We start from the raw sequence: 15,035 nt of genomic DNA, 5'->3' as shown, positions 1-15,035 counted from the left end.
TTCGGTGACGCCGACTTCGATGTCGTCTTGTCGAGCATCGGCGTCATGTTCGCGCCGCACCACGAGCTGGCGGCCGACGAGCTCGTCCGCGTGTGCCGCCCCGGCGGAACGATCGGCGTCCTCAGCTGGACCCCGAACGGTTTCATCGGGCAGCTCTTCGCGACGATGAAGCCGTACGCGCCGCCGCCCCCTCCCGGTGCGTCGCCCGCACCCCTCTGGGGCAGTGTCGCCCACGTCCGCGAGCTGTTCGGCGACCGCGTCGAAGAATTCGTCGCTCACCAGCAGGTTCTGCGGGTCGACCGATTCGCGAAGGGCGCCGAGTTCCGCGACTTCTTCAAGGCCAACTACGGCCCGACGATCGCGGTCTACCGCTTCATCGCCGACGAGCCTGAGAAGGTCGCCGCCCTCGACGCCGACATGGCGGCGCTGGGTGACCGGTTCATCGAGGACGGGGCCATGCCCTGGGAGTACCTCATCGTCACGGCGAAGCGCCGATAGGAGGAAGCCATGCATCCGCTGCTGCTCGAAGGGCTCATGCCCGACAGCCTTCAGGTCAGTCGGGACGCCGCTCGGCGTCACGCGATCCTGACTGCCCGCGCTGAGCGCGAATCCGCGCCTCGACGTCGGTTCCGGGCCTGGCGACCCGTCCTGCAGACCTGATCCACGGGTCTGTCCCATCGTCAGCAAACGAGCAAGAAAGGAGTTGAGATGGTTCTGGTCATCGCGCTCGCCATCCTCTGCCTCGTCGGCATGGTCGGCACGGTCGTCGCCACTCTGCGGGACTCGCGCAGCCCTGTGCGCACGATCTGGGGCTACGACACCCGCCGGCCACTCACATGACACGTACAGCGAAGCCTCGCCCTGCCGTTCTTCGGGAGAGCGGGGCTTCGCTCATCCGGCGTCGCGCGGTACTGTCCCGAAGCACCGACGCAGAAGGACCACGATGAGCATTGCGTTCCTGTTGACCACCTTCGTGGTGGTGGCCACCCCGGGCACGGGGGCTGTGTATTCCATCGCCGCGGGACTGTCCCGGGGCATGAAGGCCGGCATCGTCGCCGCCTTCGGCTGCACCCTGGGTGTGATCCCGCACATGATCGCCGCGATCACCGGCCTCGCTGCGATCCTCAATGCGTCCGCGATCGCCTTTCAGACGCTGAAGTGGCTCGGCGTCGCATATCTGCTGTTCCTGGCATGGCAGACCCTGCGCGACAAGTCGGCGATCCAGATCGACGAGGCCGCGGCGCCGGTGTCGTTCTGGCGCGTGATCCGCACCGCGGTGCTCATCAATCTCCTCAATCCCAAGCTGACGATCTTCTTCTTCGCGTTCCTGCCGCAATTCGTGCCGGCGGGCGGCCCGAACGGCACCTGGCACATGATCGGGCTCAGCCTCGTCTTCATGGGCCTGACGTTCGTCGTGTTCGCGCTCTACGGGGTATTCGCGGCGACGATGCGCAATCAGGTCATCACGCGCCCGAAGGTGATGGCGTGGCTGCGGCGCACCTTCGCCGCAACGTACGTCCTGCTGGCGGGTCGCCTCGCGCTCGAGAGTCGATAGCGCACGCGCTCGCCGCGGCATCCGAATCGATCAGGATCCGAGAAGTGTCGAGAGGCGGAGAGTCGTAGCGTGATCCCAGGCCGGGGAGCGGCCCACACACATGGAAGGAGCAAGACATGGCTGAGAAGACCGCGGGACTGTCCAAGGAGGAACGCGAGGCCGTCAAGCAGCGCGCCGCCGAGCTGCGCGCGGAGGAGAAGGCCGGCAAGACTCGTGCCGCAGGGGAGAAGGCGGTCCGCGAGGCGATCGCCGCGCTTCCGGACGACGACCGCGTTCTCGCCGAGGGCATCGATCGGATCGTCTCGGAAGTGGCTCCGCAGCTCATGCCGAAGACCTGGTACGGATTCCCGGCATACGCCGACGACGACGGGAAGATCGTCGTGTTCTTCAAGGCCGCCTCGAAGTACACCACGCGCTACGCGACACTCGGGTTCGAGGAGGCGGCCCAGCTCGACGACGGCGACCTCTGGGTGACCTCCTTCGCGCTGATCGCGCTGACACCGGAGACGGAGAAGACCATCACCAAGCACATCCGCAAGGCGGCCGGCTGACCGAAGTCACGACGCGTATCGGCCGGCGCGCCCGACTCGGCGCGCGGTCATTTCATGGCGTGAGCACAAGCGTCACCCGGGATGCTCGCTATGGTCTTCGACGTCCGGTTTCGCCCGGGCCACGTCAGCGACCTCTTCCTCGGGACGCGGCGGGATCGTCTCGTCGACTTCGAGCTCTGGCACGCTCGGCTCATCCGGGCCGGGAATGTGCCCCGGCGAGGAGTGCTCGGAATGAGGGGTCACGGCGAATCCTTCGGTCGGCAGCATCCACAGCGTATGCCGAATTCGCCGACGCGGAACCGGAATCAGGTGCCGATGGCGGCGCAGCAGTGATCAACGGCCGTTCGGGAGGGCAGCCGGTCCACGCTCCGCCGGCCCGAATCAGGATGCCGACGCTGAGGTCAGTAGTTCTCGCCTCTGCGCCACGCCATCTCCTGCAGCAGCAGCGTGTTGCCATCCGGATCAGCGAACTCGGCGAACTTGACCCCACCACCGACATCGATGATTTCCGCGACCTGGACGCCGCGACCGAGGAGCGCTGTGCGGGCCTCGGCGATGTCGTCGACGACGAAGTGGAGGCCGTGGATGCCGCCCGGCGCCATCTTGGCGAGCGCGGGAACACCGCGACTGAGCACGATGGAGCAGCCTGAGCCAGGCGGGGTGAGCTGCACGAACCGCACGCCTTCCGCCGGAACGTGATCGACGTCGAGAGCGAAACCCGCCTGCTCGGTGTAGAAGCTCATGGCGCGGTCTATGTCCGATACCGGGACCGGCACGAGCTCGAGTTTCAGGTTCATCGTGGTTCCTCCTGTTGGGCTGAAACGGCGCGGACCGGCGCCTCACCCTGTGCGTCGAACGACGCAGGCGGATATCGACACCCCGCGCCCACACGTCAAGCCCGTGCGCTGACATCAAGCAGCAGTGAACACTTGGCGTAAGACCGCACGAACCGAAGGAGTGATGAGATGACGAATGCATCGCAAGAGAACGACCGCGAGTCGCAGGACGAGTCGCCGACCAACGAAGTCCTCGAGGAGCCGAGTACCGAGAAGGAACCCGAGGAGGAGCCGAAAGGGGGAAGCCAGGTGGATGCCGCGGACCACGAGGCGGTCGGCATCGGCGTGATGCACACATCCACGCCGGAAGCGCCGGGTGCGGTCGACGACCAAGCAGGCCGATCGGGAGCCGACGCTGCCGGAACGCCCGGGCACGACGCGAAGGCTGATCTCGAGCCGCCGACCGACGCGGTCACCGATGAGGTGCGCCGGGCATCAGCCGAATCGGACTAGCGGGCGCCCCGAGTCGCCCCGCGCACGCCTGCGCCTGCTCGCAGCGCGGCCGCAGGAATTCAGAGCGCCGGCTGCCCTCCGGGTTCGAAGGATGCGACGAGCGCCTCGAGCGTGACGGTCCGCTCTTTCTTCGCAATCCTCCGAAGGAACGGAGCGGCCAACCGGTACAGACCGTAGGTGCGCAGCTCGGCGTGGTGGCGAACGAGCGTCGAACCGTCCTCGTTCGCTTCGAGCCGGTACGCGGGCCATCCCTCGAGTTTGACCTTGCCCGTCTTGGATTTGTCCCACCAGTGATACACGAGCACGTGAGGCGGATCGAACTCGGCAATCTCGCCCGGCGTGGGGCCGAAAGATGTCTCGTCGAGGAAGGTCGTTCCGAGGCGAGGCGCTCCCGGCGAAGTCTGCCGAGTGCGGCGCAGCATGCTTCGGCCCTCAGGCATCCAGTCGTTGTGCCCGTTGATGTCGGAAAGACGAGCGAAGACGTCCTGGATGCCGGCGTGAACGGTGCGGGTCAGGTCGAACTCGATGACGCCCATGACATGAGGATACGGCTGCGCCCGTCCGCGCCGAGCCCGTTACGACGCTCCGTCAGACGGTCGAAGCACACTGCTCACGCCTCGGGCGCCCCCGGACTCGGCTCGGACGGAGGAGCAAAGGTCGGCTCGTCCGGGCTGGGCGCAAGCGGCTCGTCGGGACTCGGCGCAAGCGGTTCGTCGGGATTCGGCGTGAAGGGCTCCTCCGGCGCCGGCACGGTCGGTCCGGTCGGCGACCCTGGCGCGTGCGGAGCCCGCTCAGGCACGGTGGGTCCAGGAGGGTTCTCACCCGGCACGGGGATCTCGTCAGGACCTGGGGGAATCTCACCCGGACCACCGGGAGTCGAATTGAATATGCTCATCGAACGCTCCTTCGCGCGGGCGGGGGAACCCATCTCGATTGATCCTGCGGGTAGTCGGCGGTTCGCAGAAGCGGGTTGACCGGTCCGTTCGAGGAGGGTACACGCGAGCCGCATCGGCCTACGGATGCTGGTGCGCGCAGAGGTGGCGGGGGATGATCGGTTCATGAGCACCCCCGACTGGATTCAGCACCTCGGGCTTGTCGCCTGGGTGGAAGAGATGGCCGAACTCTGCACCCCGACCAACGTGCACTGGTGCGACGGTTCGGATGACGAGTACGACGCGCTCTGCGACCAGCTCGTCGAGGCCGGCACGTTCATCCGGCTCGATCCCGAGAAACGGCCGCGCAGCTACCTGGCACGCAGCGACGCGAGCGACGTCGCCCGCGTCGAGGAGCGCACCTTCATCTGCGCGCGCAGTGAAGAGGATGCCGGCCCGACCAACAATTGGATGGAGCCGAAAGAGATGATGCGCATCCTCCGCAGGCTCTTCGCGGGGTCGATGGCAGGACGCACGATGTACGTGATCCCCTTCAGCATGGGCCCGCTCGGGTCTCCGATCGCTCAGCTGGGCGTGCAGATCACCGACTCGCCGTATGCCGTCGTGAGCATGAGGATCATGACGCGTATGGGGCGTGCGGCGGCCGAGGTGCTCGGCACCGACGGCGAGTTCGTGCCGTGCATGCACAGCGTCGGTGCACCCCTGGGCGAGGGTGAGCAGGATGTCGCGTGGCCCTGCAATCCGACCGAGAAGTACATCGTGCACTTCCCGGAGACGCTCGAGATCTGGTCGTACGGCTCCGGCTACGGCGGCAACGCTCTGCTGGGCAAGAAGTGCCTGGCGCTGCGCATCGCGTCGACCATGGCGCGCGATGACGGGTGGCTCGCCGAGCACATGCTGATCCTGGGTGTGACAGATCCGCAGGGGGAGAAGACGTATGTCGCGGCGGCATTCCCGAGCGCGTGCGGCAAGACCAACTTCGCGATGCTCGTCCCGCCACCCGCGTTCGCCGAAGAGGGATGGAAGGTGACCACCGTCGGCGATGACATCGCGTGGATCAAGCCCGGCGAGGATGGCACGCTGTTCGCGATCAATCCGGAGGCAGGCTACTTCGGAGTCGCGCCGGGCACGTCGTATGCCACCAACCCCAACGCGATGGAATCCATCCGCTCGGACACCATCTTCACGAACGTCGCACTCACGGACGACGGAGACGTGTGGTGGGAGGGGATGGACGGCCCGAAGCCGGCCCACGCGATCGACTGGGAGGGCAACGATTGGACTCCAGACTCGGGCACCAAGGCAGCGCACCCGAACTCGCGGTTCACGTCGCCGGCGACGCTGAATCCCGCTCTCGACGAGTCGTGGGATGACCCGCAGGGCGTGCCGCTTCGAGCCTTCGTGTTCGGCGGCCGACGTGCCGGAACGATCCCGCTCGTCGCCCAGAGCTTCAACTGGGCGTTCGGGGTCTACATGGCGGCGACGATGGGCTCCGAAACCACGGCCGCCGCGTTCGGGCAGCAGGGCGTTGTGCGCCGGGATCCGTTCGCCATGCTTCCGTTCTCGGGCTACCACATGGGCGATTACATCAACCACTGGCTCGCGCTGGGGCGGCAGGTGCGCAATGCTCCGCGCATCTTCCAGGTGAACTGGTTCCGGCGTGACGAGAACGGACAGTTCCTGTGGCCCGGGTTCGGCGAGAACATGCGGGTTCTGCAGTGGATCGTCGCCCGCTCGCGCGGACGCGCGCTCGCGATCGAGAGCCCCCTGGGCTGGATGCCGCGGTACGAAGACCTCAACTGGGACGGACTGGACTTCTCAGAGGAGGACTTCTTCGCCTGTATGGCGATCAATCGCCGGGACTGGACGTCCGAGCTTCTCGACGTGGAAGAGCTCTTCATGAAGCTCTACAACCGTCTGCCCAAGGAGATGGAGATGATCCGGTCTCTCACCACCAGCGCACTCTGGCGCTCGCCGAAGCAGTGGGAGATGAACGCCGACCCGACCTGAGTGCTTCTAGAGTGGCGCAATGCCCTCGCTCGGCGAACTGATCGCGCCACGTCGCCTCGGCAGCGACTTCCGCTGGCTGATGGCGTCCTCGTGGACGAGCAACATCGGCGACGGGATCGCGTTGTCGGCAGCGCCGCTGCTCATCGCATCCCTCACCTCGTCGCCGCTTCTGGTGTCTGCCGGCGCGATGATGCAGTTCCTCCCGTGGCTGCTCTTCGGACTGCTTGCCGGATCTATCGCCGACCATCAGGATCGGCGCCGACTCGTGATGATCGCCGACGGGTCCCGGGCGGTGATCGTGCTGGGTCTGGTCGTCTTCCTGGCGACGGGTCAGGTGACGGTGTGGGTGGTCCTCGCGACCGCGTTCCTCTACGGCACCGCCGAGGTGTTCGCCGACACGGCGGGCAGCACGCTGCTTCCCATGCTGGTCAAGCCTGCTGACCTCGGAGTGGGCAACGCGCGACTGCAGACCGGGTTCCTCGTCGGCAACCAGCTCGCGGGCCCGCCGCTCGGCGCCTTCCTCTTCGCCATCGGATCGCTCTGGCCCTTCCTGGTGCAGATCCTGTGCGTGAGCCTCGCCGTGATCCTGATCTCACGGATCGCGCGTACGCCGGTTCCGCCGAAGGACACTCTTGCGGAGGGCGCGAAAGCGCACCCGATCCGCGAGGGTCTGCGCTGGTTGCGACACAACCCGCCGGTGCGAACGCTCGTGATCATCATCTTCGTCTTCAACGTGACGTGGGCGGCGCCCTGGAGCATCCTCGTGCTCTACGCCACCGAGCACCTGCACATGGGCCCCGTCGGCTTCGGTGCACTGATGACGGCCTCCGCCCTCGGTGGGCTCGTCGGCACCGCGTCTTTCGGCTGGCTCGAGCGGCATGTGTCATTCGCAACGCTGATGCGAACGTGCCTTTCGCTCGAGGTGCTGATGCATCTGTCGTTCGCACTCACGACTTCCGGCATCGTCGCCTTCGCCATCATGTTCGGCTTCGGCGCGTACGCCTTCATCTGGGGGACCATCTCGACGACAGTGCGACAGCGTCTGGTGCCGATCCAGCTGCAGGGCCGCATCGCGTCGGTCAACATGGTCGGCGTGTTCGGCGGCCTCGTGATCGGGCAGCTGCTCGGTGGGCTGATCGCGCAGGCGTGGGGTCTCACGGCGCCGTGGTGGTTCGCTTTCGCCGGTTCGGCGATCACGCTGCTGCTGGTGTGGCGCTCGATCTCGCACATCGCGGCGGCCCCACCGGCCATCGGCAGCGAGTCGTCGCGCGAGCCGTAGGCGGGATTCCGGAACCCGGAGGATTGATATTGCACCATGTGGTTCAGTAAACTACACTGAACCACATGGTTCACGATTCGACTCTCGACCAGACCTTCGCGGCACTCGCCGACGGCACGCGTCGCGACATCCTCTCGCGGCTCGGGTCGGGACCGGCAACGGTCTCGGAGCTGGCCGCACCCGCCGAGATGACCGTCACCGGCATGGCCAAGCACATCAGAGTGCTCGAGGATGCCGGACTCGTCACAACCGAGAAGGTGGGACGGACTCGGCAGTGCCGGCTCGGCTCAGAGCGATTGGACGACGCAATGGCATGGATCAGCTTCTATCAGCGCCTCTGGGAGCGTCGCCTCGACGGTCTCGATGCCTTCTTCACCCTCCAGAAAGGACAGCAGTCATGACCGACACCACAACACCGCTCAGCCTTCGCATCGAACGGGTCCTGCCGGCGACACCCGAGGACGTCTTCGACGCCTACACGGATGCCGAGAAGCAGAAGATCTGGTTCAGCATCCTGGACGAGCACCCGGGCATCGTCGAGATCGAGGTCGACCTGCGGGTCGGCGGCACTCAGACCGCCGTGTGGGGCCCGGACGCCGATTCGCTGTTCCGCGAGACGCAGACCTTCCTCGAGATCGACCGGCCGCGGCGCCTCGTCACGGAGTCGACGGGCAGCACGCCGGACGGCATGACGATGACGACCCGCATCGAGATCACGTTCGACCCCGAAGGCGACGACCGCACGCGCATGACGATCCTGCAGTCGGGCTTCCCCGTCCCCGAGATCCGCGACTTCTTCGTCGGCGAGGTCTGGAACGGCGCTCTGGCGCGGATCACAGCCTTCCTCGAGCGGGAGTCATGACGCGCCTCGGAGGCTTGCCTGTCGGATGGACGGCCCGTTTCGATGCGGCGAGCACGGTCGCACTTGCCGCCTGCCATGCGGCACTCGTCCTGGTCTCGATCGTTGCGGTGCTGGCGCTCAGGACGCGGGTCCGGAGGAGGAGCGCTCCGGTGAGCGGACATCCGGAGCCGCGCACCGTGTGACGCCGCCCTCGGCAACCGGTGCCGATAATGAGGAGGTGGAGCCGTGGGAGATGCGCGAGTGGTACGCCGAGTACCTAGACGCGTGCAACCGGCACGACCTCGCCGCGATCCGCTCATTCGTCGATCCGGCGGTCCGGCGGGCGCATCTGCCGGGCGGGGCGGATGCGTGGGTCGCCGACATGGCCGACCTCTTCCAGGCGTTTCCCGACTGGCGTTGGCGCCGCATCCACCTCGTCGTCGAGGATGATCGTCTTGCCGCTCACCTCCGAGCGAGCGGCACGCATCTCGGCCCGTTCCGCGGCATCCCACCGACTCGCCGGCACGCCAACGTCGCCGAGTTCGCGATCTACCGCGTGACCAAGGGCCGCATCACGGAATTCTCCGGAACGACCGACAACGTCGAGCTTCTCGCCCAGCTGCGCGGATGAATTCTTCGGCACGGACCTGGCAGGGTGGAAAGACGCGACGACGAGGAGAGACCATGAAGCAGCGCACGCTGGCCGGGAGGCAGGTGTCGGCGATCGGGCTCGGTGCCATGCCCCTGTCGATGAGCGACGACAAGCAGACTCCGGCGCTGGATGACGCGATCGCCGTGGTGCACGCCGCGCTCGACGCCGGAGTCACCATCATCGACACGGCCGATTGCTACGCGCCCGCCTGGAACGAGATGGGACACAACGAGCGGATCGTCGCGGAAGCGCTCCGCACCTGGAACGGCGACACGTCCGATGTTCTGGTCGCGACCAAGGGCGGTATCACCCGCAACGAGGGCGAAGTGTGGGGGCGCGACGGCTCGGCGACGCACTTGCGCGTCGCGGTCGAGCGGTCGCTCGAGAACCTCGGGGTGGACGTCATCGACCTGTACCAGTACCACCGGCCCGACCGTTGGATCGTGTACGGCGAGGTGATGGCGAACCTCGCGACCCTCCAGCAGGAGGGGCTGATCCGCGCGATCGGCATCTCCAACGCGAGCGTCGAAGAGATCCAGATCGCCCAGCAGGTGCTCGGTGACGGCAACCTCGCGAGCGTGCAGAACGAGTTCTCACCCAAGCATCCGGGCAGCATCGACGAGCTGCGCTACTGCGGGGAGCGGGGCATCACGTTCCTTCCGTGGAGCCCGCTCGGCGGTACCGGGGGCGGTGCCCGCGCGGTGGGTGACCGTTTCTCCTCCTTCCGGAAGGTCGGCGAGGAGCACGGCGTCAGCCCGCAGCAGGTCGTGCTCGCCTGGGAGCTCGCATTGAGTCCGCACGTCATACCGATTCCCGGAGCCCGCCGCCCCTCGTCGATCACGGACTCCGCTCAGGCTCCGGATCTGAAGCTGGGCGCCGGCGAGGTCGCCGCGCTGTCGTATTCGGTCGGCATCGACGATCCGGTCGCCGTCTGACGCATGGATGCTGCGCACCACCCTCCCGACCACGACGGGACCTCGCCACTCACGGAGACCGATCGCCTCCTCGAGCGCACGATCCTCGACCTGCTGAGTCACCGGGCGCCCAGCGCCACGATCTGTCCGTCCGACGCCGCGCGCGCTGTCGGAGGCGAAGGATGGCGCGATCTGATGGATTCGACCCGGCAGGCGGCAGGCAGGCTGGTGGCGGCGGGCGCCGTCGACATCACGCAGCGCGGGGAGGTGGTGGACGGGTCCAACGCCCGCGGACCGGTCCGCATCCGCAAACGCAGTCCCGGAACCGCGACGACGGGCGATTCGGGCGCGACTTCGAACGAGCGCGAGGGCAGTTGATGGCGTCTGCCGTGAGTGAGAAGCAGTCCGCGTGGGGCGGACGTGCTCTCTTGATCCTGCCGTTCCTGGCCTACCTCGTCGTGCTCGCGTGGATCGTCCTGTGGAAGCTCGAGGTCCCGTGGATCGGAGAGGCGGCGCTGCTTCCGCGTCCGATCAAGCTCGTCCCGTTCCTGCCGAGCGCAGAGGCCGATGCCAGCGCACCCGTCGAGGTCCTCATCAACTTCGTGCTCTTCGTGCCGTTCGGCCTCTACCTCGGGCTGCTCGCGCCGGCCTGGCGATGGTGGAAGGTGGCGGGAGTGCTCGTCGGGGCGAGCGCGGTTCTGGAGACGACCCAGCATCTGCTGTCCATCGGCAGCTTCGACATCACCGACGTCATCGTGAACGCTCTCGGAGGCCTGGCCGGCCTCGGTCTGCTCGCCCTCGCGCGCCGCCGGCTGCAGGGGAGGACCGCTGCCGTCATGACCCGCGTGTGCCTCATCGGGACGGTGCTCGCCGTGGTCGCGGTCGCGATCTTCGTCGCGTCGCCACTGAACTACGGTCCGCAGCGCGATGTCGTCGTGTCCACGCCATCCACCTAGCCGACACCCGGTGAGGCGCCCGAGACTCGCTCAGTCCTCGGAGTCGATGACGGCTCGCAGAATTCCCGGCTCGAGGGCGAGGGTCCACTCGGTGACGTCGGCCACGACATGCCGGTGCGCGGGGTGCGCCCACTCCGCGGTGCTGTTCACGTAGGAGCCGCCGCCGTCGACGGCGATGAAGATGCGGATGCAGGCGACCTCGGCATCCGTGCTCGGGAAATCGCCCGAAGCGATCCCGTCGTCGATGATCGCGGTCAGGCGTGCGCGGTCGAGGGCGTCCTGCTCGTCGAGCGCTTCGTTGAGGGCGGGGCTGAAGCGGGAGAGGTGTCGCGCGTTCAACCACAACCTGGCCAGCGGCAGGGACGCGCCGCTTTCGATGTGTCCGACGAAGCGCGCCAGGCGCTGGAGGGGAGTGCCCTGCGTGGGGAAGAACTGCTCGCGTTCTAGCACTGCCGCGCGCGTGAAGGCCTCGATGACGAGATCCTCAGCGGCGGGGAAGTAGTGCGTGATCAAGCCGGGCCGCACGCCGAGGCGGTCGGCGACTGCGCGGAGGGTGATGCGCTCGAGTCCCTCGTCGAGCGCGATCGCCGCGGCGTGCGAGAGGATCTCTTCGCGTCGCTCTTCGGGACGCTTTCGGGTACGCACGGAGGTTGCACTTGACGTCACGCCACCCATGCTATTGAATAAGTGACCAATAGTCCATTGGGCATCTGACCAATAGCAATGACGCTCATCCGAGAGGAACCTCGTGTCCCAGACCCAATCACCTGAGGTCGACTTCGTCGACACCGCGTCTCGCCCCGAGACGCGCGGCATCGAGCTGATCGACGACGCCGAGCGGCACGGCCGAGCGCGCGACCTGTTCTTCATCTGGGCGGCGCCGAACGTCAGCATCCTGAATCTGACCATCGGGGCGACGCTCATCCTGCTGGGGCTGGAGGTGTGGCAATCGATCGCGGTGATCGTCGCCGCCTCGCTGCTGTGGGTGTTCCCGGGCATCATCGCCGGGAGCGGGCCCGCGTCGGGAACGTCGGGCTCCGTCGTCACCCGCGCCATGTACGGCATCCTCGGCAACAAGCTCTTCGTCGCCTTCGTCGGCTGGTTCATCGGAGCCGTGTTCCTGTCGCTGACCTGGCTCGCGTCATCCTTCATGGGGGCCGACCTGCTGCGCCGGGCGGGAATGGACGACCCGGTCTGGGTTCCGATCGGAGTGACGCTCGTGGTCGCGACCGTGACGGTGCTGGTCGCGATCTTCGGTCACGGACTGATCCTGCGCGCCTACCCCTACATGGCGGCCGCGCTGTTCATCATCTTCCTGCTCGTCGCCGCCTTCATCCTCCCGACCGTCGACTGGCAGTATGCGGCGCCCGAGCCGCTGAGCGGCGCTGCGCTGTGGTCATCGATGACGATCGGATTCACCATCCTCGCGTCGACCCCGCTGTCGTTCATCAACAGCCCCGACATCGCCCGATACCTCCCTCGCACGAGCAAGCCGTCGCAGATCGCCGCTGCCACCGCCCTCGGAGGCGCCGTGCCGTTCATCGTCTTCACGAGCGTGGGCGTACTGCTGGCGACCGGGCTCAGCGTCGCTGCGTTCGATGCAGGCATCGACGTAGCGCTGCTCGATCTGCTGCCGGCGTGGCTCGGTCCGGTCCTCGTGATCGGCGTCGTGATCAACACCATCGCCCTCAACGCCATGACCACCTACACCTCCAGCATGGCGCTGCAGGCGATCGGATTCCGGCTGCGCCGGATCCCCGCCGCGATCATCGTGGGCGTGGTCGGCACCGCGCTGACGATCTACCTGGTGCTGTCGTCGAGCCTGCTCGAAGCCGCCAACCTGATGCTGCAGTTCCTCGTGATCGTGTCAGGACCCGCAATGGCGATCTTCGTCGTCGACGTGCTGATGCGTCGCTACGCCTACGACGGTGTGGAGCTGTTCGACGATCACGCCGGGGGTCGGTTCTGGTACACCGCCGGCTGGAGCATCCCGGGCCTGACCGCGCTGCTGCTGGGCGGCCTCGCCACCGCGCTGTGCCTGGCGACGAATGTCTGGGTCGGGCCGATTGCCGAGGCGACCGGGTTCATCGACCTGTCGGTGCCGGTCGGCATGCTGGTGGCCGGAGGCCTCTACGCGGGCCTGCAGCGCACCGCGCTCGGAAGGCAGGGACGCCCGTGACTTCGCGCCGCTACCTCAACGGTCGCATCTTCACCGGTGACCCGGACGCCGCGAAGGCCTGGGCCGAGGCCTTCGCCGTCGATGGAGAGACGATCGTGTTCGTCGGGAGCGACGCCGAGTCGCCCGCCGCCGACACGACCATCGACCTCGAGGGCCGGCTCGTGCTGCCCGGCTTCACCGACGCACACACGCACCTTCTCATGATGGGCGCGGCGCTCGGGCAGATCCCGCTCACCGACGCCCGGACGCTCGACGAGATCCAGGCCCTGCTGCGCGACGCGCGCGCCGCGGATCCGCACGCGGCAGTCCTCCGCGGGCGTGGATGGCTCTTCGACTCGATCCCCGGTGGCACGCCGACGGCGGCCATGATCGACGCCGCCGTCGCCGATATCCCCGTCTACCTCGACGCGAACGACTACCACTCGGTGTGGGTCAACGGCGCCGCGCTGGCCGAGCTGGGTATCACGCGTGACACGCCGGATCCGCTGGGTGGACACATCGCCAGGGATGCCGGGGGGCAGCCGACCGGGCTGCTGTACGAGACCGCGGCCACCCAGTACGCCTGGGCGCACCGCGACGCGACGACGACGGACGCTGACCGCGACGAGGACGTGCAGCGCGCCATCGACGCGTACCTCGCGACCGGTGTGACGGGCGTGGTCGACATGGCGTTCGACGAGTACGGGCTCGCTGCGTTCCAGCGCGCGCAGGAGCGCTTCGGCGGTGAGCTGCCGATCCGGGTCGCCGCGCACTGGCTCGTCCACAACACCGGTGACGACGCCTCCAACCTCGTTCAGGTCGCCCGCGCGGCCGAACTCGCCGACGCCGCGTCGACGCCCTGGCTTCGTATCGTCGGAATCAAGCTGATCCTCGACGGCGTCATCGACGCCTGCACCGCGGCCATGCGGGATCCCTACGCGAACGGCGCCAACGCCGCGCCCATCTGGCCGCTCGAGCAGCTGAAGCCCGTCGTCGCCGCGGCGGATGCCGCCGGCCTGCAGGTCGCCCAGCACGCGATCGGCGACTACGCGAGTGAGATCGCCCTCGACGCGATCGAGCACGCGATCGCCCAGAACGGCGACCGCCCTCGACGCCACCGCATCGAGCACCTCGAGTACGCCGCTCCGGGAACGGCGGAGCGGATGGCCCGGCTCGGGGTGACGGCGTCGATGCAGCCGGTGCACGCAGATCCGGCGATCTTCGCCAACTGGGCAGAGATGCTGGGCGACGAGCGGGTCGATCGGGCGTTTCCGTGGCCGGAGTACGAGGATGCAGGCGCGCTGCTGGCGTTCTCGACCGATGCGCCGACCGCGCCCCACGACGCGCTGGCGAACATGTACATCGCATCGACGCGTGCGTCGGCCCTCGATCGGGCCGTCGGGGCCACCCATCCGCAGTACGCGCTGCCGCTCGAGCGGGCTCTGGGGCACGCGACTCGCGATGCCGCCGCCTCGGTCGGCGACGGCGACTGGCGGGGGCGCATCGCGCCGGGGTACGCCGCCGACGTGGTCATGCTCGACACGGATCCGTTCACGACGGGAGCAGCGTCCTTGCTCGACGCGCGCGTCGTCGAGACCATCGTCGCCGGTCGTTCGCGCTACGTCGCGGAACGGAGCGCTGAGCCGGCCGTCTGATGGCGGATCACTGGCGCCTGGCGCCGCATCGCAGTGCTTGAGAAGCGGATCGCGTTGTCGGGGCCCGGGACTACGCTGGCGCCGTGGCGACCCTCGACGACCTGCGCCGCGTCGCTGCCGGGTTACCCGGCAGCGAAGAGCGCGCGACGACGGGCGGCCCCGCATGGTTCGTCCGCGGCAAGCTCTACGCGTGGGAGTGCCACCCGTGGCCGAGCATCCCGGCGGATGTCCGCGCGATCATCGAGGCCGAACTCGTCGTCGGCGTGAAGGTCGCCGATCGAC

The 15,035-nt window shown here is 67.7% G+C and carries 19 protein-coding genes and 1 pseudogene; 16 read left to right on the top strand and 4 right to left on the bottom strand.

All coding sequences use genetic code 11. The features are described 5' to 3' along the window. From VFX99_RS08335 to VFX99_RS08320, 4 genes are all read left to right on the top strand, one after another. The coding region (locus VFX99_RS08335) for a class I SAM-dependent methyltransferase (RefSeq protein ID WP_329665829.1) at positions 1 to 498 on the top strand (498 nt) is incomplete at its 5' end. Positions 499 to 708: 210 nt separating this feature from the next. Continuing rightward, positions 709 to 840, top strand: coding sequence for a hypothetical protein (locus VFX99_RS08330; RefSeq protein ID WP_329665828.1), 132 nt, complete (start codon positions 709 to 711; stop codon positions 838 to 840). A gap of 103 nt (positions 841 to 943) precedes the next feature. Then, positions 944 to 1,555: a LysE family translocator gene (locus VFX99_RS08325; protein WP_329665827.1), complete on the top strand. Its 612-nt coding sequence runs from the start codon at positions 944 to 946 to the stop codon at positions 1,553 to 1,555. Positions 1,556 to 1,671: 116 nt separating this feature from the next. Beyond that, positions 1,672 to 2,106: a hypothetical protein gene (locus VFX99_RS08320; RefSeq protein ID WP_329665826.1), complete on the top strand. Its 435-nt coding sequence runs from the start codon at positions 1,672 to 1,674 to the stop codon at positions 2,104 to 2,106. A gap of 72 nt (positions 2,107 to 2,178) precedes the next feature. Here VFX99_RS08320 and VFX99_RS08315 read toward each other — a convergent pair whose 3' ends face one another. Next, positions 2,179 to 2,349 carry a hypothetical protein gene (locus VFX99_RS08315; RefSeq protein ID WP_329665825.1) on the bottom strand — a complete coding sequence of 57 codons (171 nt, stop codon included), beginning with the start codon at positions 2,347 to 2,349 and terminating at the stop codon, positions 2,179 to 2,181. 158 nt (positions 2,350 to 2,507) lie between these two features. After that, a complete protein-coding gene (locus tag VFX99_RS08310) occupies positions 2,508 to 2,903 on the bottom strand; it encodes a VOC family protein (RefSeq protein ID WP_329665824.1) in 396 nt (131 codons plus the stop codon). 168 nt (positions 2,904 to 3,071) lie between these two features. Between VFX99_RS08310 and VFX99_RS08305 the strand changes: the two genes are divergently transcribed. After that, positions 3,072 to 3,395, top strand: a complete 324-nt coding sequence (locus VFX99_RS08305; RefSeq protein WP_329665823.1) for a hypothetical protein — start codon at positions 3,072 to 3,074, stop codon at positions 3,393 to 3,395. 59 nt (positions 3,396 to 3,454) lie between these two features. Here the strand turns inward: VFX99_RS08305 and VFX99_RS08300 are convergent, their stop codons facing one another. Continuing rightward, positions 3,455 to 3,931, bottom strand: coding sequence for an SRPBCC family protein (locus VFX99_RS08300; RefSeq protein ID WP_329665822.1), 477 nt, complete (start codon positions 3,929 to 3,931; stop codon positions 3,455 to 3,457). Positions 3,932 to 4,453: 522 nt separating this feature from the next. On the opposite strand from VFX99_RS08300, the gene VFX99_RS08295 reads away from it, so the two are divergent. From VFX99_RS08295 to VFX99_RS08260, 8 genes are all read left to right on the top strand, one after another. Further along, positions 4,454 to 6,298, top strand: a complete 1,845-nt coding sequence (locus tag VFX99_RS08295) for a phosphoenolpyruvate carboxykinase (GTP) (RefSeq protein ID WP_329665821.1) — start codon at positions 4,454 to 4,456, stop codon at positions 6,296 to 6,298. A 19-nt stretch (positions 6,299 to 6,317) separates the two neighbouring features. Further along, positions 6,318 to 7,577 carry an MFS transporter gene (locus tag VFX99_RS08290; RefSeq protein ID WP_329665820.1) on the top strand — a complete coding sequence of 420 codons (1,260 nt, stop codon included), beginning with the start codon at positions 6,318 to 6,320 and terminating at the stop codon, positions 7,575 to 7,577. A gap of 65 nt (positions 7,578 to 7,642) precedes the next feature. Beyond that, a complete protein-coding gene (locus VFX99_RS08285) occupies positions 7,643 to 7,978 on the top strand; it encodes a metalloregulator ArsR/SmtB family transcription factor (protein WP_329665819.1) in 336 nt (111 codons plus the stop codon). After that, on the top strand, positions 7,975 to 8,439 hold the full coding sequence (locus VFX99_RS08280; protein ID WP_329665818.1) for an SRPBCC domain-containing protein: 465 nt from the start codon (positions 7,975 to 7,977) through the stop codon (positions 8,437 to 8,439). The genes VFX99_RS08285 and VFX99_RS08280 overlap by 4 nt, the downstream gene beginning before the upstream one ends. Positions 8,440 to 8,656: 217 nt before the next feature. Continuing rightward, positions 8,657 to 9,049 carry an ester cyclase gene (locus VFX99_RS08275; protein ID WP_329665817.1) on the top strand — a complete coding sequence of 131 codons (393 nt, stop codon included), beginning with the start codon at positions 8,657 to 8,659 and terminating at the stop codon, positions 9,047 to 9,049. Between the two features lie 53 nt (positions 9,050 to 9,102). After that, positions 9,103 to 10,005: an aldo/keto reductase gene (locus tag VFX99_RS08270; RefSeq protein WP_329665816.1), complete on the top strand. Its 903-nt coding sequence runs from the start codon at positions 9,103 to 9,105 to the stop codon at positions 10,003 to 10,005. A 3-nt stretch (positions 10,006 to 10,008) separates the two neighbouring features. Beyond that, entirely contained in the window at positions 10,009 to 10,362 is a 354-nt protein-coding gene (locus VFX99_RS08265; protein ID WP_329665815.1) for a DUF3253 domain-containing protein, read from the top strand. Between the two features lie 11 nt (positions 10,363 to 10,373). Further along, a complete protein-coding gene (locus VFX99_RS08260) occupies positions 10,374 to 10,940 on the top strand; it encodes a VanZ family protein (protein WP_329665814.1) in 567 nt (188 codons plus the stop codon). Positions 10,941 to 10,970: 30 nt separating this feature from the next. Here the strand turns inward: VFX99_RS08260 and VFX99_RS08255 are convergent, their stop codons facing one another. Next, complete coding sequence (locus VFX99_RS08255; protein WP_414684343.1) at positions 10,971 to 11,615, bottom strand: TetR/AcrR family transcriptional regulator; 645 nt, start codon at positions 11,613 to 11,615, stop codon at positions 10,971 to 10,973. A 73-nt stretch (positions 11,616 to 11,688) separates the two neighbouring features. On the opposite strand from VFX99_RS08255, the gene VFX99_RS08250 reads away from it, so the two are divergent. The 3 genes and pseudogenes from VFX99_RS08250 to VFX99_RS08240 form a co-directional block, all read left to right on the top strand. Then, on the top strand, positions 11,689 to 13,119 hold the full coding sequence (locus VFX99_RS08250; RefSeq protein ID WP_329665812.1) for a purine-cytosine permease family protein: 1,431 nt from the start codon (positions 11,689 to 11,691) through the stop codon (positions 13,117 to 13,119). After that, positions 13,116 to 14,753, top strand: coding sequence for an amidohydrolase (locus VFX99_RS08245; protein ID WP_329665811.1), 1,638 nt, complete (start codon positions 13,116 to 13,118; stop codon positions 14,751 to 14,753). Before VFX99_RS08250 ends, VFX99_RS08245 begins: the two co-directional genes overlap by 4 nt. A gap of 83 nt (positions 14,754 to 14,836) precedes the next feature. Continuing rightward, positions 14,837 to 15,035 (top strand): annotated as a pseudogene (locus VFX99_RS08240) (hypothetical protein); the annotation flags it as partial.

The organism is Microbacterium sp., from assembly GCF_036277215.1.
Lineage (GTDB): Bacteria > Actinomycetota > Actinomycetes > Actinomycetales > Microbacteriaceae > Microbacterium.
Note: the sequence above shows the minus strand (reverse complement) of the source record. Positions and strands in the feature narration are given on the sequence as shown.